Genomic DNA, 16,199 nt, shown 5'->3' on the forward strand with positions numbered 1-16,199 from the left:
CGTCATCACCCGCATCGTCGCCGGCCATCCGCAAACAGGCCTCGACGATCTGCTGCCTTGGGCTTACGCCGCCGCCAGTATCAAGGCCGTGGCCTGAGAACACCGCTTACGTATTATCGTTCATATATGACCAATCATCGTAGTTCGGAAATGTAGGTGGCACTGTGAGGTTTCCTCGGCAAACTCCGCAGATGGCAGAGGTTTCATCACTCCATCCACGTAAGGGAACCCGGAGTGCGAGCAAAACGAATCCGGAGCAAAATCATAGAGCTCGGATTCGAATTAGCTGGGCGCGAGCGAATAGCTCGTGCTGCGCCCCCCGGCCTCATCTCTGATCAAGATCTCTCGCCCTATGAGATCGTTGATGTCACGCAGGGCCGTGTCGGGCGACACTTTCGTGAGCTTGGCCCATTTCGACGACGTCAGCTTGCCCTCGAAGCCGTCGAGGAGACGGTTGATCATCGCACGCTGCCGGTCGTTCAGCGGTTGGCCCTCCATTTGCCGCCAGAAGCGGGCCTTGCGAAGAACATTGCCGAGGACCGCCTCGGCTCCGTCGATCGCCCGGTCGAGGCAGGCCAGAAACCAAGTGATCCACTCCGTGATGTCGAGATCGCCCTTCTGCGTGCGCTCGAGGACAGCGTAATAGCCCTTCCGTTCCAACTGGATCTCGGCCGATAGGCTGTAGAAGCGCTGCGGGCTGCCCTCTGAACGAGCGAGAGCCATGTCGGCGATCGCCCGGGCGATCCGACCATTGCCATCCTCGAAGGGATGGATCGTCACGAACCAGAGATGCGCGACGGCGGACTTCAATACGGGGTCGATGCCCGTTTCGCCCTCGAACCAGACAAGGAAGGCCGTCATCTCATGAGATAATCGGCCCGCATTCGGTGCCTCGAAATGCACGCGCTCGCGCCCATAGGGACCAGAGACCACCTGCATGGGACCGGAACTCTCGTCGCGCCAGGCTCCGACGGCGATCCTGGTCATGCCGCTTCGCCCGGTCGGGAAGAGCGAGGCATGCCAGTCGAACAACCGCATCTCGGTCAGCGCCCGGGCATAGTTCTGCGTGGCGTCGAGCATCATCTCGACCACGCCTTCGACGTTTCGATCGACCGGAGTGAGCGCGCCGATGTCCAGGCCGAGGCGCTGGGCGATCGACGAGCGCACCTGCTCCTTGTCGAGCTTCTCACCCTCTATCTCGCTCGACTTGACCACGTCCTCGGTCAGAGTGGCGAGAACTGCTTCGGTCCGGAGATCGAAGCCGAGCGCCTCCATGCGACCAATCAGCCGGCCCTGGCGATGACGAACGGCTGCCAGCGGCCCGCTGATCACTGCCTCCGCCCACCTGAACCGTGGCCAATCTTCCAACTCGTGGATATAGACCATATTCACCGCACCTTTCGCGGTGAATATGGTCTTCTTTCTCCGCATGGACAAGGGCAATCACCGCGAAATTTGCAGCGTATGATGCGAGCCATCTCCGCATACCCATCCCAGGCAGCTTGAAGCGGGCATCTCAGGCGGTTTCCCAGACCTTGTCGAGAATGCGCGGGCATCTGAACAGGCCCGTTGAGTGGTCTTTCCGTCTGTGAGCGGCCGAGGTGGCTGAACGAACAGGAGAGAGAATATGTCGAGACCGCGCCGCGGCGGCGGCCAGCGTTCTCGTTGCTCATCGAGAGAGGGAGATCGAAGGCACAGGGCATGAACGCAAGACCGCGAAATGCGGCAACCGTGCCGGTCATTCCTCGACAAAAAAATCCTCATCGATACGCTTGAACTCCAGCACGCGGCTCGATCGGACGCCGACGCCGTGCTCGATCATGAGTTCGGTGAGCCTCTTCCCGTCAATCAGGATGACGCGTTGCGGGATGCGTGCGGCGAATTCGACGGCCTGCGGAGAAAACGTCGAGGTCGTGACGAACACGCCCTTCGTCGCACCGAGCCCGACCAGGCTGCCTGTGAAAGCCTGAACGTCAGGACGACCAACGGATGTGCCGGGGGTGTAGCGTTTGGCCTGCACATAAACGCGGTCAAGGCCCAGAACATCCTCGTTGATCACGCCGTCGACACCGCCATCGCCGGTTCGACCGAGTTGAGCCGCCGCATTTCGATGCGAACCGCCGTAGCCCATGGCAACGAGAAGATCGACAATCAGCCCCTCGAAGAAGCCCGGTCCGTTCTGGAGGATGCGTTCCAAAAGCTCTGTTCGGAGCGCGGCCTGCGTGGCGTTGAACGCTGCCTCGATCACTTCCTCGGGTGTCGCACTGGGCGCTGCACCTTGCGTCGTCGCGCCGACTGTCTCCTCGGGTTGATCGGCCCGGTAGAACTCGCGGAACGCCGGCACGGACAGTAGGTGTTGGGTGTCAAGCTTGGTGGGCGGGTTCGCGAGCAAAGCCGTTCCCGAGGGAGTGATGGCAAACCGGCCACGCTTGAAGAACTGTCCTTTCACCGGTCCCTTGAGCTTCGTTATATCCCAGGACCAGACCTGATTGGGGCCGGTGGCCAGTAATTCCGGCCGGGTATAAACGGGATGACGGCGCAGATTGCGGCGCTCGCGCACTTCGGCATTGGCCGCCAGGATCCGATACATGGTCCGGATCGAACAGAGGTAACGGCCTTCATCAAGCAGGATCGCATAGATTTCAGCAGGCGCCTGGTCGATGAACCGCACTTCATGCAGGACATCCAGAACGGCTTGCCGCTCGATCGGCGTCAATGCTCGATGGTGAGGGCGCTGCGGCGTCACGACGGTGACGCGCGTCGAGCGGCTGTACAAGCGCGAGCGGACCAAGCCGGTCGCCACACAGGCGGCCCGGCGCTGCCCTTTCGGCATGGCGACGATAAAACCCGTCAGGAGTCGTCGTCGTTCCGTTTGGCTTCCATCAACATCGCTACTTTTTTTTGGATATCGATGATCAGGTGAGCCGTTTCCAGTTCGCGCTTCAGACGGCGGTTTTCACGAAGAAGTTCTTTGTTTTCAGGAGCCTGTTTTACGGGCACAAGCGGCGCCGGGCCACGCTTGGTCTCCACCAATTGCCCCGCGCGCCGAAGTCTGCGCCATTCTGATATCGAAGAAGAATAAATGCCTTCCCGGCGCAAAATCGCACCAGCTTCTCCTGGTTGGCAATTATCCAATTCCGCCAGTAGGGCCGCCTTGTAGGCGGCGGTCAGCGTTCTCCGCCGAGGTTTCGGGGTCACCTCCGGATCCGGAGGTGACCCCGAAACCTCAACACCCGTCCCGCCTGCATACGCAGGCCGTTCATCCGACACTGACTGCCTCCTGTGTGATCCTCACTAAACCTCATAGCCCGAGGTTGTCGCAAGAATCATTGGCACACAGGGCCATCGTTGACGCGGATCCAAGGGACGCGGAGGCGTCCCGCCCGGCGCATAAGGGGCGGTGATCGGTTGCCGCGCCGCGGAAGAACTGGAATAAACGTCTCATTACTGTTGGGAAGATTCCCCCGAGGTCGGGCGAAAGAACCACTCCAGAATTTACCTCACCCTATGGGGATCGCAATGAACGAAGGGAACTTTGCCCTCGCTTGCCTTATGAGGTCGAGGCACTTCCCACATTTACCAGCATGGTCAAGATCGTTGAAGTCCTCCGCAGATAATAGGAAAGGATCGTAATCAAACGAGCCTTCCGCAGCGCAGACATCGAGGAACAATTCCATTTCCAAGGTGAAATATGACATCAAGGACCTAAATGCGGCGCTTGCCTGGATTAGCAGGGTGACATTGTCAACTTCGTCCAATTTGAGACCCGCCACCTTCATCCGGTCGGCATGCTTCAGGAAATTCGGCACTTCGTTGAAATAATCGGCTATTTTCTTCACGAATTTGCTGTCCACGAGAGACAGGGCATCTTTCACGAAGCTAGGCGGTTGACCTCCGTTCTCGGCAATGATCCGTTCATCCTCGGACGTGAGTTCGCCGAACAGAAACCGTTCATCAAAATCCGACTGGGTTTTCCGAGCCAGAACCAACCTTTCGACCAGCGAACGGTAGGTGGGCTCAGCCAAAAAAGCGATGTCCCGCTCGTCAAGCGGTCCCTGTTCCATTTTCCGAGCCAGAACCCCCAGACCGCGCTTCACTATGTCCTGATACCAAAGGCCTTCCTTCGGCTGGTCTTTTTTCTTCGGCAAAGGATCCTGAAGGTCCCTGAGGATCGTGTAGGCTGCGGCTGCCACCGTTTGCACCGCCAGTTCGTCCTCTTGCGCGAAGTACATCCTGATGGCGGCGTCGATCTGACGCTGCGCCGCAGTCTCCTTAGTGACGATTACGCTTCCCATGCCGATCCCTCCGTCGCTGGGCGATCAGGATAGCTCTCATGAGGTTGATTTTCGTGCAGCACCGCTTCCAAAGCCCCTGCGCTGAAGAAATGCTATCACGCGTTTCGGCTGCGTGCCAGCCGGCTAGGGCCGCTCATGGCCCAATCCTGTCGGCGCAGGTGGCTTGCGGAAGGTCCGCTCTCGGGAACTGGCGCAACCTTCGAAACGACCACCATGGGCGCTAAAAAGGCCTTTCGCCCAGCACAGATGCCCCCGAAAATTCTCTTCTTAGTGCAATGAGTTAGCCCGAAAGCCAGCTATCATCGGGCGCCATATACCGTCAGGCAAAAACACTGCCGCTGGATTCAGATTTTCAGCACAAAATCAGCGAGTTAAGGGCAGAAACCGTACCGTCAGAGGCGATTTTGCGCCGACGGTATTTTGCTTTTGGCCATGTCCACGCCCGGCAGATACCGTCAATTTTTCTCGCTGCTTGGCATCCCACAAAAAAGCCGACGTGCGAAACGCCTGAAAATCAGCCCTTTAGCGAATCACCCCGTCCCGTTGATGATGCAGGCGCAGCCGTAAACAGAAACGACGGGAATCGCTACCTTTTCAGCGTAATTTCGCGCCAGAACCGCCGGTTCCCGCCGATTCCCCTACTCCCACTCGATGGTCCCCGGCGGCTTGCTGGTAATGTCGTAGGTCACCCGGTTGATGCCCTTGACCTCGTTGATGATGCGGTTGGCGACGCGGGCCAGGAAATCGTGGGGGAAGGGGTAGAAATCGGCGGTCATGCCGTCGGTCGAGGTCACCGCGCGCAGGGCGCAGGCATAGTCGTAGGAACGCGAATCGCCCATCACTCCGACGGTGCGGACCGGCAGCAGGACGGCGAAGGCCTGCCAGATGGCGTCGTAGAGCCCCGCCTTCCGGATCTCGTCGAGATAGACGGCGTCGGCCTTGCGGAGGATTTCCAGCCTTTCGCGGGTGATCTCCTGGCCGGGAATACGGATGGCCAGGCCAGGACCGGGGAACGGGTGGCGGCCGACCATCTCGTCGGGCAGGCCCAGTTCGCGGCCCAGCGCGCGGACCTCGTCCTTGAACAGTTCGCGCAAGGGTTCGACCAGTTTCATATTCATACGGTCGGGCAGGCCGCCGACATTGTGATGGGACTTGATGGTCACCGACGGCCCCCCGGTGAAGCTCACCGATTCGATGACGTCGGGGTAAAGCGTGCCCTGCGCCAGGAAATCGGCGCCGCCCACCTTGCGGGCCTCCTCCTCGAAGACGTCGATGAAGGTGGCCCCGATGATTTTCCGCTTTTCCTCGGGGTCGGTCTTGCCGGCCAGCTTGCCGAGAAACAGGTCGGAGGCGTCCTTGTGGACCAGCTTGATATTGAAGCGGTCGCGGAAGACGGTGACCACCTGATCGGCCTCGTTCGCGCGCATCAGGCCGTGATCGACGAACACGCACGTCAATTGGCTGCCGATGGCCTCATGCAGCAGGGCGGCCACCACCGAACTGTCGACGCCACCCGACAGGCCGCAAATGACGCGGCCCGAGCCGACCTGACGGCGCACCGTCTCGATGGCGTGATCCTTGAACGCCCGCATGGTCCAGTCGCCGGAACAGCCGGCCACCCGGTGGGTGAAATTATGCAGAAGCTGGGCGCCGTGCGGTGTATGCACCACCTCGGGATGGAACTGGACGGCGTAGAAGCGCCGCGCGTCGTCGGCGATGGCGGCGAAGGGAGCCCCCTCCGAGGTGCCGACCGCACGGAAGCCGGGGGGCAACTGCGTCACGCGGTCGCCGTGGCTCATCCACACCTGCTCGCGGCCGCCCTTGGCCCAGACACCGTGAAACAGCGCGCAATCGTCGACGATATCGACGAAGGCGCGGCCGAACTCGCGGTGATCGCTGCCTTCGACCTTGCCGCCCAGTTGCGCGCACATGGTCTGCTGGCCGTAACAGATGCCCAGCACGGGCACGCCGAGGGTGAAGATCGCCTCATGGGCCCGTGGCGTCGTCGCCTCGGTGACCGAGGCCGGCCCCCCCGAAAGAATGATGGCCTTGGGGGCGAAAGCCTTGAGGCTTTCCGCCGTCACCTTGTTGAAGGGATGGATTTCGGAATAAACGCCGCTTTCGCGCACGCGCCGGGCGATCAGTTGCGTAACCTGCGAGCCGAAATCGACGATAAGAATACGGTCTGACATGGGACCTCCACCACGAGAGCCCGGACTTTATCCAAGCCGGGCGGGCGGAACAAGGAAAGTTAGCCCGGCAGGCGGACGATCCGCACCTCGTGGCCGCAATCCTTCAGAAATTTGCGAAAGTCGGCATTGGTGACGGTGGTGGTCGCCTCGTTGCTCAGCGGATGGTAGTTGAGCAGGGGCTCGTCCATCATGCCGGCATCCAGGACGACCCGCACCCGATGACCAGGATCGTTGACCAGCGCGAAAGGGGTCACCGAACCGGGGCGGATCCCCAGCACCTCCTCCAACAGGGCGGCGGAACCGAAGGACAGTCGGGCCGAACCGATGACGTCGGGCAGGCGCTTCAAATCGATCCGCCGCTCGGCCGGCGCCACCACCAGCCAGAGCTTCCCCTTGGCGTCCTTGAGAAACAGATTCTTGCAATGCATGCCGGGAATGTCGCCCCACACCCGGTTGCCCTGCTCGACGGTGAAGGCCGCCGGGTGACGGGTGGTCGGATGGGAAATGCCCAGCGCGTCGAGCCGGGCGAACAGCGCCTCGGGGCTATAGGGAAGCCGGATATCGTCCATGGGGAAATCACGTCCTTGAGTTTTTTTTGGGAGTGTACCGCGCGGAGCGCCCGTTCGAAAGCCGCCCGTCACTCATTACGATAAGAAAACGACCAGGCCCCGCCCTGCCCCCACTCCGCCCTCGCCCAACAACCGGGCGGACCGGGCGAAGCGGTGTCGTTTCGATCAGACAATGAAGTAACAACTTTCGCAGTACCCCATCGTGGACGATGACGACATGCCTCTGACGGCGTTATAAAAAAACATCCGCATCCGACGCATTGTCCAATGCGGAATCGAGCATAATCCCTTCGTCATCCTCCAGCAGCGCGGTTCCCTTGAACACACCCCCTTTCCAGGATAGCGACGCAGAGTCCGGCAACCCGCTCTTCTCGCCCGAGAAGCTGTTCACGCTGGGCAACGCCCTGCAATCCCTGAACCGCGGCGACGAGGCGCTGACTTGTTATCGCCGCTCGCTCGCCCTCGATCCGACCAGCGCCGCCGCCCAGGCCAATCTCGGCTCCGTGCTGATGCTGAAGGGCCAGGGCGGGCAGGCGATGACGGAATTGCGCCGGGCGCTCGCCCTCGATCCGCTGTCGGCGCATATCCACGTCAATCTCGGGGATGGATATGCGGTCTGCGGGCGTCACGAGGCGGCGGCGGACTGTTACCGGATGGCTTTGGTCCTCGAACCGCAATCGGCCGCGGCCCATTACGGGCTGGGTAATCTGCGCGCCGCCCTCGGGCATCACCGGAAAGCCTGCGGCCATTATCGGCAGGCTCTCGCGCTCCATCCCGATTTCGCCGAGGCTTACAACAATCTGGGCAACTCCCTGCAGGGACTGAAACGGGCGGACCTGGCCCTGGCCTGCCATCGCGCCGCCGTAGCACTACTGCCCGGAGATGCCAAGTCCTACAACAACCTCGGCTCGGCCTTGCAGACGCTCGGCGGTGCCGGGGAAGCGCTGGCCTGCTACCGGCGGGCGACCACCCTCGCCCCCGCCTATGCCGAGGCCCATTACAATATCGGAACCGCCCTGCTCGACACCGGCGACGCCGTCGGCGCTTACGGCGCCTTCAGACTGGCCATCGACCTGGCGCCCCGGCGCGGCTGCTTCCACCGCATGCTGGCCGAAACCGGCAAGGTCGCCCCCGACGGACCCGACCTGCGCCGCATGGAGGATCTCGCCGCCGACATGGCGTCGCTGCCCGAAGCCGACCGGATGGAGCTGCATTTCGCGCTGAGCAAGGTCTATGCCGACGCCGGCCGCCAGGAGGACTCGTTCCGCCAAATGCTGGCCGGCAACCGGCTCAAGCGGCAAAGCCTCGTCTATGACGAAGCCGCCACTTTGCAGGCGCTGGCCCGCCTTCCCGAAATTTATACCCCCGAACTGCTGGCGCGCGAATCCAAGGCGGGCTTTTCATCCCGCCTGCCGATCTTCATCGTCGGCATGCCGCGATCGGGAACGACCTTGATCGAGCAGATTCTCGCCAGTCATCCGCAGGTTTTCGGAGCCGGCGAATTGCGCGATCTCCAGCATCTCGCCGACGAGTGGACGCGATCGAGCGGCCTGCCCCTGCCCGAGGCCGCCCCCCTGCTGCCCAAGGAGGCATGGCGCCGTCTGGGCGCCGCCTATGTGGACGCCGTGGCGCGCCGCGCGCCCGGGCATCCCCATATCGTCGACAAGATGCCCGGCAATTTCGCCCAGATCGGCCTGATCCGCCTGGCCTTGCCGGAGGCGAAAATCATCCACGCCGTCCGCGATCCCGTCGACACATGCCTGTCCTTCTTCTCCAAGCTGTTTTCCGGGCGCCACCCCTTCGCTTACGATCTGGCCGAATTGGGCCGTTATTACCGGGCCTACGACGCCCTGATGGCCTATTGGCGCCGGACATTGCCCACCGACGTGATGCTGGAAGTCCGCTATGAGGAGGTGGTCGCCGACATGGAGGGGCAGGCGCGACGCATCCTGGAACATTGCGGCCTGGAATGGGATCCCCGGTGCCTCGATTTCCACCGGACCCAACGGGTGGTCCGCACCGCCAGCGCCATGCAGGTCCGCCAACCGCTGTACGCGACCTCGGTGGGACGTTGGCACGTTTACGGCGACCTTGCCCGGCCCCTGCTCGACGCCCTGGAGGGCGTTATTATGGTCGCGCCGACCTCTTCGCCGGAGTAAAGTCGCGCCGACGACGCCCCTATCCCGGGGAAACGGGGGAGGGGAGAAGGCCTTGTCGGGGGAAGGAACGATCCATGACCATGAGAATTACGACCGTCGCGGCCCTTGCCGCCGTTTGTCTGTTGACCGCCTGCAAAAGCGAACCGATCTATCTGCGAAACGCTGCGACCGGCGCCACCGCCCAATGCGGCCCCTATAACCATCTGCTGACGACGACGAACACCAACGTCTCCATCCTCGAACAGAAATGCGTTTCGGCGTTGAAGGAGCAGGGATACGAACCGCTCGCGGCCCCAAAATATTGACGATACCGCATCGACGCCCAGTCCCGGTGACGTAAGACGCGTCACCGGCCGGATGACGGTCAAAAAAACACGGGCGGGAGATGGACAACCTGGTCCCGCCCGCCAATATGAACAGCCACGAAGCCCCGCCGCCGCGATCATCGGTCCTGTTTAGCGAACCGAAGGCGCTCTCATCCGGAGACTAGAAAATGACGACCCGTTCCGCCCCCCTGCCCTGGCGTCACGTTACGCTGGCGGTTCTGGTCGTGGCCGTCTGGGGCACCAATTTCGTGGTCATCAGGGAAGCTCTCGACGTCCTGCCGCCGATGCTGTTCGCCACCCTCCGCTTCGCTCTGGTGGCGCTGCCGGCCATCTTCTTCCTGAAGCGCCCGGCGGCGACCTGGGGCAATCTGGCGGCCTATGGCATCCTGATCGGCGTCGGTCAGTTCGGCTTGCTCTATCTGGCCATGCAGGGACATATCTCCCCCGGCCTCGCCTCGCTGGTCGTCCAAACCCAGGTGATCTTCACCATCGGCCTTTCGATGCTGACGAGCGGCGAGCGGGTCCGCGGCTTTCAATGGCTCGCCGTGCTGCTGGCCTGTGCCGGCATCGGCCTGATCGGCCTGCATGCCAACGGCTCGGTCACCCCGTTCGGGCTGGCTCTGGTGCTGGGCGCCGCCCTGTCCTGGGCCGGCGGCAATCTGGTGGCGCGGCGCAACGGCCGGATCAATATGCTGGCCTATGTGGTGTGGGCGAGCCCGTTTTCGCTGCCACCGCTTCTCATCCTGTCGCTCGCCCTCGAAGGGTGGCCGGCCATCGCCGCCGGCCTCGTTCAGGCCGGTCCGGGAACCTGGGCGGCGGTCCTCTGGCAGTCGGTCGGCAACACCATGTTCGGATACGCCCTGTGGGCCTGGCTGCTGGCCCGGCATCCGGCCGCCAGCGTCAGCCCGATGGCCCTCATGGTACCGGTGTTCGGCATGGGCGCCTCGGCCCTATGGCTGAACGAACCCCTGCAGCCCTGGAAATTGGCCGCCGCCGCGCTGGTGCTGAGCGGCTTGGCCCTCAATTTCTTCTGGCCGCTGGTGGCGGCGCGCAGAACCTCCGCCGGGATGGCGGCTCAGCCAAGCGAGTAACGGCTCCCCCCTCATAGGGCGAACCGTCCTTGTGGAGGATCTTCCACTGCCCCTCCGATGTGCGTGCCAACGCGATGTCGTCGTCAGGGTAGGAAACGGCGTCCCCCGCAGTGCGGTCGCCGATCTCCAGATAGAGGACATCGGCCCCGGTTTTGTTGACGAGATGATGGGCGTCGCCCGCGGCGGAACCGATGAGGCTGCCAGAGATTGCTTCCGCACTTGGAGCCGCGCTCGTTCGCGGCGATGGTTCGCCGGAAGTCGAGATCTCAGGCGTAGCAGGCATCGAGGAAGCGGGCCCCGACCAGACTACTTTCCGACCGCCCTGCAACGAGACAGCGGCGGCATTGCCGGATTGAATGCCAGCGACGGTCAGTCGACGGGATAGTGCCGGGGTCGCAATCCGGCGTGGAACCAGTTTACCAAGGTGACGGCATCAAAAACAGGAAGCCCGAAACGGTCGCTGATCGCCGCCGAAAACGGAGCAAGATTAGTGCATTCACTGACGATGGCGCCGATGTTCGGTCGAGACCGCAGCAGCGCTTCGGTGGTGGCCAGAACCTCGTCGCGGAGGATTTCGTAGGCCACCGTGTCGTCCCCCTCCTTGATCGAGCGGACGAATTCGGACTGCGGCGGCATGCCCGCAACCGGCGTATCGGGAGCAATCCCGACCGCCTCCAGATAGGGGCCGTTAAGGGCGCTTCCGTCATAGGTCAGGATGCCGATCTCCTGTCGGGATGACAGCAACCGCTTGACCATAGGCACTTGCAGCAGGCTGCTGGTGGCCACGGGGACGCCGCAGAATTCCGCCAGTTCACGCTGATAGATGGATAGAAAACCGCAGGTAGTCGCGATCCCGTCGACGCCGCTTTCGATCAATTCCACCGCTGCCCGCTTGAAAGGCTCCAGAAGGCCGGCATTGTGCAGATCCGTCATGCGGGCGGGGACCGCCTCGCTGACGATGCGGTACTGAACGGGAAAAGACCAAGTCCCGGCGTGGCCGATATCGCCGGGAAACCGTCGAAAATGCGTTTTCACCATCAGAATGCCGACGGAGACCCCGTAAAAGGTCTTTTTGGTCATGAAACGTCCCTTCCCCTCCAGGGCCTTGTCCGGAAATGACGCCGTTATTTCCGGACAACCGCTAAAAACCTCACGCATCAGGCATCAGGCATCCTGATAACCTTGGAGATAGTCGTCCAGATCGATTTCGAGAACACTGTTGAAGATGTTGGTCGCGACCATGGTCCCCGCGAAGGCGACGAGCGTAACGATGCCGGCTTCGTCAAAATGCTGTCGCAGTCGGGCCTGCGTTTCCTGCGGCAGCGCTCTCTCCCCGCGCCCGATGGCACCGCCGATATCGATCAGGATCTTCTCGACCGCTGTCGGCTCAAAATCCTTGGGATCGATACCGGATTCGCGCAAAAGCCGGCGAAAAAAAGTCGAGCAGAGCAGGCAATCGGATCCCGAGGAGATGGCGTAGGCAAAGATATTGAAGGCGCGCTCGCCGACCAGCTGCCTCGTCGCCAGTTGCAGGGCGTAGAACTCCTTGTAAGTCCGATAGGCCGGCAAGGAATGCAAAATAGCCCGCTTCATATTGGTGACCTGCCCGACGCGGGTCACCTCGTCCTGAAAGGCCTGACGCCGCTGATCGTCCAGACGATCGGGATCGACAGGAGAAATGATGCTCATGAAAAGCGCCTCTGCGAAAGGTCACCAGGCCGGAATTACCGTCCCGTTGAAGCGGGTGAGAATGAGTGTTTTGATCGCATCGGATTCGAATATCTCTATGAAACGCCGGATCCTGGGATCGTCCTTCCGGTCCGCACGCGCCGACCAGACGATCGCCCATTGCGAGGTCTTGTCCTCCAGAGCCAACGCCGTCTTGGGATTGAGGCCGGCCAGCACTCCCTTGTTCAGGGTGACCACGCCGGCGCCGAGATCCGTCAAGACGCGGGGAAGCTGAACCTCGTCCAGAAGCAGGATATCGAGCCTCCTGGGATTCTCGACGATGTCCGCGACACCGGCCGTCAGCGATTGCGGGTCCCTGAGCGTGATGAGACCTTCTCGCTGCAAAAGCACCAAGGCGCGAGCCTCATTCGCCGGATCGTTGGGAATGCCGATCTTGGCTCCGGCCGGTATTTCCGCGATGGATTTGTAGCGAGCGGAATAGACGCCGGCCGGGGCCACGAAACTGGGCTTGATCGAGACGATGTCGTACTTCCTCGATTCGTTCTGTCGCTGCATGTAGGGGACATGCTGGAAATTGGAAACGTCGATGTCGCCGGCCTGGGTCGCCTCGTTGATCTGGGTCGGTTCAGTGAATTCGGTTACCTGCACCGGAAATCCCTGGGCATTGGCAAGTTTCGCGGCCTCCTGCAGGAAATCGCTGAAGGGACCCGGCGATGCCCCAACGCGCAAGGGCTGTTCGGCCGCATGGGCGCTCGTGCCGCAAGCGATCAGCGCAATGGCCGCCAGGACGGACCGAAGAGCGGCGACGAACGATATGTTTGGTTTCATGGCGAATCCGAACCTTTTTATAGGCTGCCCGGTGACAAATCAGGGATTTATGTGGAAACAAAAATATATAAACGTTATTTTGTGTCAAATTTTTTAATTAACATATTAACTTTGTTGATTTTGCTCGAATGATCCGGGTCCGTGAAAATTGAAGGAAGCAAGTCTCAGCCGGGTAACCAAGGGAAGGAACACCCCCCCGGATCACCGAAGCCATGATGTGCTCGTCGTGGGGGCCGGACTGATCGGCGCCAGCATCGCTTACGGATTGGCCAGGCAGGGGGTGAACGTTTGCGTGCTCGATGAGGGCGATGTCGCCCTGCGCGCCAGCCGAGGCAATTTCGGTTTGATTTGGGTCCAAGGAAAGGGCCTGGGCGCTCCCGCCTATGCCCGCTGGACCCGGCGTTCGGCCGGCCTGTGGCGGCAATTTCTTACCGATCTGACCGATATTTCAGGCATCGCGGTGCCCTTCGAGCAGAGGGGCGGCGTCGAGCTCTGCCAGACCGAACAGGAACTGGCAAACCGGCTGAACCAGATGGAACAACTGTCCGCCGAGGCCCGGGACTTGGGCTTTGCCTATGAACGGCTCGACGCGGAAGGTTTGCGGCGCCATTTTCCGGGCATCGCCGCCGATGTGGCCGGAGGCGTCTTCACGCCCTATGACGGACATGTCGATCCCCTGCGCCTGCTTTCCGCCTTGCACACCGCCCTCGCCCGGTTGGGAGTCCCGGTCCGCTCCCACGCCGGCGTTGTCGGCCTGCGCGCCCTCGACCACGGCGGCTATGTCGCCGAAACCTCGTCGGGCGGCGTCGAGGCGGCCCAACTGGTGCTCGCCGCCGGACTGGGTACTCGCTCCGTCGCGGAACAACTGGGCGTGGCCGTCCCCCTGCACCCCATCCGCGGACAGGTTCTGATCACCGAGCGTCTGGCCCCGGCATTCGGGTTGCCCACCAGCATCGTCAGGCAGACCGCCGATGGCACCGTGCAGATCGGCAGTTCCCAGGAGGATGTGGGATTCGATACCGGAACCCGGCCCGAGGTGCTGGCCGCGATCGCCCGGAAGGCCATCCGTTTCTTCCCGTTTCTGAAAAAGGTCCAGGTTGTCCGGGCATGGGGCGCCTTGCGGATCATGAGCCCCGACGGCCTTCCGATTTACGACAGCCCCGCCGACCACCCCGGATGTTTCATCATCAGTTGCCACAGCGGCGTGACATTGAGCCCTGTCCACGCCCTCGTCCTCGCGCCGGCGATCGCCGGCGGCTTGCTTCCCGACGGTCTTCGGACCTTCCAACTGGAGCGCTTCCATGTTTCGCCCCCGGTCTGAGACCGTTCCGACCGTCACGGTCATCATCAATTCCCGGCCGGTTCCCGTTCCCCTCGGCAGCACCGCCGCCGCCGCCCTGCTGGCCGGCGGGAGCAATGTTTCCGGGTCAACCGGTGATGATCGTCCTCGCGGCCCTTTTTGTCTGATGGGCGCCTGTTTCGGCTGCCGAGTCACCATCGACGGAGAATCCGGCAGGCGCGCCTGCATGACGTCCGTCCAGGATGGCATGCGGATCGACTTCGATACGCTCGCCCGAAAGGACCTCCCATGAGCGGACCGTCCGACAGCTTTGACCTGATCATCATCGGGGGCGGTCCAGCCGGGTTGGCGGCGGCCGTCGAAAGCGCCCGTCATGGCGTTCGATCGCTCATTCTTGATAATCATCCCGAGCCGGGAGGATCGGTGTTCCGGGATCTCGTCGCGGCGGCACGCCACCGGCCGGGGGATCTAGCCTGTTTTTCCGCCTATGCCGAGGCCGGCCTCGAACTTCTTGCGGCAGTGAAGCGGGCAGGAACGACAATATTGTCGGGCAGCTCCGTCTGGTCTGTTGAACCCGACGGATCGGTTCATGCCAGCACGCCCGCCGGGCCAAGAACCATGCACGCGAGCCGTCTCCTGATCGCCGCGGGCGCCCAGGAGCGCCCCTGCCCAATCCCGGGCTGGACGCGGCCCGGCGTCATGACCGCCGGCGCGGCGCAATTGCTGATGAAGCAGTCGGGGCTGGTTCCCACCGGCCGTGTCGTTCTGGCCGGAAGCGGGCCATTGCTGACCATGGTGGCCGCTCAGCTTGCCGGCTTCGGCGCGGACGTCGCGGCGGTGCTCGACACGTCGACCATCGGCGACGCCCTGGCCGGCCTGCCGCGCTTGCCTGCGGCCGTTTCCGGCGGACCGGACCTGTTGTCCTACGGCCTCCGATTGGTCCATCGGTTGCGCCGCGCCCATATCCCGATCCATCGCGGCGTCAAGAACTTGCGCATCCTGGGCAAGGGGGACGACGGACCCGCGGAGACAATCTTCTGGGACGGCCCCGGGGGCAGAGGCAGCATTGCCGCCGATCTTGTCCTGCTCCATGCCGGATTGATTCCCGACACGCGGATCACCCGCCTTTTGGGATGCGCTCAGGAATGGTCGGCGGAACAATGGAGCTGGCGGCCACGGCTGGATGGTTGGGGCAACAGCAGCATCGAAACCGTCGCCGTGGCCGGCGACGGCACCGGCATAGCGGGCTGGCGCGCCGCCATCGCCGCCGGTCGGATGGCCGCCCTCGACACCGCCTGTCGCCTGCACCGGCTGTCGGTGGCCGAGCGCGACCGGCTGGCCAGACCGCTGCAACGAACCCGCCGCAGGGCCATGGGGCTGCGGCGCTTCCTCGACCGCATCGCTCCGCCCGGCGCCGGTTTCCTGGCGCCGCCGGACGAAACCATCCTCTGCCGGTGCGAAGGGGTAACGGCCGGCACCGTGCGAAATTTGCTGCGGGATGGATGCGCCGGCGTCAACCAGATAAAAGCCTTCACCCGCTGCGGCATGGGGTCCTGCCAGGGCCGGTTCTGCTCGGCCAGCCTCGCCAACTTGGTGGTGGCGGAAACCGGCCGGACGATGGAGGACGTCGGCGAAATGACCGTGCGCCCACCGTTGGAGCCGATGTCCCTGGAGGTTCTGGCCAACTCTGAAGAGTGATCGGACGTCTTTCGGCGCGGAAACCAAGTTTCGATCGACGAGAATTGGTATG

The 16,199-nt window shown here is 62.6% G+C and carries 15 protein-coding genes; 6 read left to right on the forward strand and 9 right to left on the reverse strand.

Features of this window, described 5'->3' with window-relative positions; genetic code table 11:
• Positions 1 to 282 precede the first annotated feature (282 nt).
• From CWS72_RS20195 to CWS72_RS20220, 6 genes are all read right to left on the reverse strand, one after another.
• The gene (locus CWS72_RS20195) at positions 283 to 1,431 is read right to left on the reverse strand and encodes a Fic family protein (protein WP_241911822.1); all 1,149 of its coding nucleotides are present in this window, start codon (positions 1,429 to 1,431) and stop codon (positions 283 to 285) included.
• Between the two features lie 307 nt (positions 1,432 to 1,738).
• Complete coding sequence (locus tag CWS72_RS20200) at positions 1,739 to 2,833, reverse strand: restriction endonuclease (RefSeq protein ID WP_241911823.1); 1,095 nt, start codon at positions 2,831 to 2,833, stop codon at positions 1,739 to 1,741.
• Positions 2,834 to 2,850: 17 nt separating this feature from the next.
• The gene (locus CWS72_RS20205; protein ID WP_101252453.1) at positions 2,851 to 3,198 is read right to left on the reverse strand and encodes a transposase; all 348 of its coding nucleotides are present in this window, start codon (positions 3,196 to 3,198) and stop codon (positions 2,851 to 2,853) included.
• Positions 3,199 to 3,500: 302 nt separating this feature from the next.
• Complete coding sequence (locus CWS72_RS20210) at positions 3,501 to 4,295, reverse strand: hypothetical protein (protein ID WP_101252454.1); 795 nt, start codon at positions 4,293 to 4,295, stop codon at positions 3,501 to 3,503.
• Positions 4,296 to 4,933: 638 nt separating this feature from the next.
• Positions 4,934 to 6,487 carry a glutamine-hydrolyzing GMP synthase gene (guaA, locus tag CWS72_RS20215; RefSeq protein WP_101252455.1) on the reverse strand — a complete coding sequence of 518 codons (1,554 nt, stop codon included), beginning with the start codon at positions 6,485 to 6,487 and terminating at the stop codon, positions 4,934 to 4,936.
• A 59-nt stretch (positions 6,488 to 6,546) separates the two neighbouring features.
• Positions 6,547 to 7,056 carry a prolyl-tRNA synthetase associated domain-containing protein gene (locus CWS72_RS20220; RefSeq protein ID WP_101252456.1) on the reverse strand — a complete coding sequence of 170 codons (510 nt, stop codon included), beginning with the start codon at positions 7,054 to 7,056 and terminating at the stop codon, positions 6,547 to 6,549.
• A 317-nt stretch (positions 7,057 to 7,373) separates the two neighbouring features.
• Here CWS72_RS20220 and CWS72_RS20225 point away from each other — a divergent pair, with 317 nt between their 5' ends.
• The 3 genes from CWS72_RS20225 to CWS72_RS20235 all read left to right on the forward strand — a co-directional run bounded on the left by CWS72_RS20225 (position 7,374) and on the right by CWS72_RS20235 (position 10,632).
• Positions 7,374 to 9,215 carry a sulfotransferase family protein gene (locus CWS72_RS20225; protein WP_158240743.1) on the forward strand — a complete coding sequence of 614 codons (1,842 nt, stop codon included), beginning with the start codon at positions 7,374 to 7,376 and terminating at the stop codon, positions 9,213 to 9,215.
• A 74-nt stretch (positions 9,216 to 9,289) separates the two neighbouring features.
• Positions 9,290 to 9,520 carry a hypothetical protein gene (locus CWS72_RS20230; protein WP_101252458.1) on the forward strand — a complete coding sequence of 77 codons (231 nt, stop codon included), beginning with the start codon at positions 9,290 to 9,292 and terminating at the stop codon, positions 9,518 to 9,520.
• A 188-nt stretch (positions 9,521 to 9,708) separates the two neighbouring features.
• Positions 9,709 to 10,632, forward strand: coding sequence for an EamA family transporter (locus tag CWS72_RS20235; RefSeq protein WP_101252459.1), 924 nt, complete (start codon positions 9,709 to 9,711; stop codon positions 10,630 to 10,632).
• Positions 10,633 to 11,001: 369 nt separating this feature from the next.
• Here the strand turns inward: CWS72_RS20235 and CWS72_RS20245 are convergent, their stop codons facing one another.
• The 3 genes from CWS72_RS20245 to CWS72_RS20255 form a co-directional block, all read right to left on the reverse strand.
• A complete protein-coding gene (locus tag CWS72_RS20245; RefSeq protein ID WP_101252460.1) occupies positions 11,002 to 11,712 on the reverse strand; it encodes an aspartate/glutamate racemase family protein in 711 nt (236 codons plus the stop codon).
• 84 nt (positions 11,713 to 11,796) lie between these two features.
• On the reverse strand, positions 11,797 to 12,321 hold the full coding sequence (locus CWS72_RS20250; protein WP_101252461.1) for a carboxymuconolactone decarboxylase family protein: 525 nt from the start codon (positions 12,319 to 12,321) through the stop codon (positions 11,797 to 11,799).
• Between the two features lie 21 nt (positions 12,322 to 12,342).
• Positions 12,343 to 13,149, reverse strand: coding sequence for a MetQ/NlpA family ABC transporter substrate-binding protein (locus tag CWS72_RS20255; protein WP_101252462.1), 807 nt, complete (start codon positions 13,147 to 13,149; stop codon positions 12,343 to 12,345).
• A gap of 217 nt (positions 13,150 to 13,366) precedes the next feature.
• Here CWS72_RS20255 and CWS72_RS20260 point away from each other — a divergent pair, with 217 nt between their 5' ends.
• The 3 genes from CWS72_RS20260 to CWS72_RS20270 are packed head-to-tail and all read left to right on the forward strand — an operon-like array spanning position 13,367 to position 16,147.
• Positions 13,367 to 14,470, forward strand: coding sequence for an NAD(P)/FAD-dependent oxidoreductase (locus tag CWS72_RS20260; protein ID WP_199175828.1), 1,104 nt, complete (start codon positions 13,367 to 13,369; stop codon positions 14,468 to 14,470).
• A complete protein-coding gene (locus tag CWS72_RS20265; protein ID WP_101252464.1) occupies positions 14,451 to 14,741 on the forward strand; it encodes a (2Fe-2S)-binding protein in 291 nt (96 codons plus the stop codon). The genes CWS72_RS20260 and CWS72_RS20265 overlap by 20 nt, the downstream gene beginning before the upstream one ends.
• Complete coding sequence (locus CWS72_RS20270; protein ID WP_101252465.1) at positions 14,738 to 16,147, forward strand: FAD/NAD(P)-dependent oxidoreductase; 1,410 nt, start codon at positions 14,738 to 14,740, stop codon at positions 16,145 to 16,147. Before CWS72_RS20265 ends, CWS72_RS20270 begins: the two co-directional genes overlap by 4 nt.
• Positions 16,148 to 16,199 lie beyond the last annotated feature (52 nt).

The sequence above is a fragment of the Telmatospirillum siberiense genome, assembly GCF_002845745.1.
GTDB lineage: Bacteria > Pseudomonadota > Alphaproteobacteria > Rhodospirillales > Magnetospirillaceae > Telmatospirillum > Telmatospirillum siberiense.

Coding starts and splice junctions, on each gene's coding strand:
- CWS72_RS20195 (WP_241911822.1), bottom strand. CDS start 1,431: ATGCGGAGAAAGAAGACCATATTCACCGCGAAAGGTGCGGTGAATATG.
- CWS72_RS20200 (WP_241911823.1), bottom strand. CDS start 2,833: ATGCCGAAAGGGCAGCGCCGGGCCGCCTGTGTGGCGACCGGCTTGGTC.
- CWS72_RS20210 (WP_101252454.1), bottom strand. CDS start 4,295: ATGGGAAGCGTAATCGTCACTAAGGAGACTGCGGCGCAGCGTCAGATC.
- guaA (WP_101252455.1), bottom strand. CDS start 6,487: ATGTCAGACCGTATTCTTATCGTCGATTTCGGCTCGCAGGTTACGCAA.
- CWS72_RS20220 (WP_101252456.1), bottom strand. CDS start 7,056: ATGGACGATATCCGGCTTCCCTATAGCCCCGAGGCGCTGTTCGCCCGG.
- CWS72_RS20230 (WP_101252458.1), top strand. CDS start 9,290: ATGACCATGAGAATTACGACCGTCGCGGCCCTTGCCGCCGTTTGTCTG.
- CWS72_RS20235 (WP_101252459.1), top strand. CDS start 9,709: ATGACGACCCGTTCCGCCCCCCTGCCCTGGCGTCACGTTACGCTGGCG.
- CWS72_RS20245 (WP_101252460.1), bottom strand. CDS start 11,712: ATGACCAAAAAGACCTTTTACGGGGTCTCCGTCGGCATTCTGATGGTG.
- CWS72_RS20250 (WP_101252461.1), bottom strand. CDS start 12,321: ATGAGCATCATTTCTCCTGTCGATCCCGATCGTCTGGACGATCAGCGG.
- CWS72_RS20255 (WP_101252462.1), bottom strand. CDS start 13,149: ATGAAACCAAACATATCGTTCGTCGCCGCTCTTCGGTCCGTCCTGGCG.
- CWS72_RS20265 (WP_101252464.1), top strand. CDS start 14,451: ATGTTTCGCCCCCGGTCTGAGACCGTTCCGACCGTCACGGTCATCATC.
- CWS72_RS20270 (WP_101252465.1), top strand. CDS start 14,738: ATGAGCGGACCGTCCGACAGCTTTGACCTGATCATCATCGGGGGCGGT.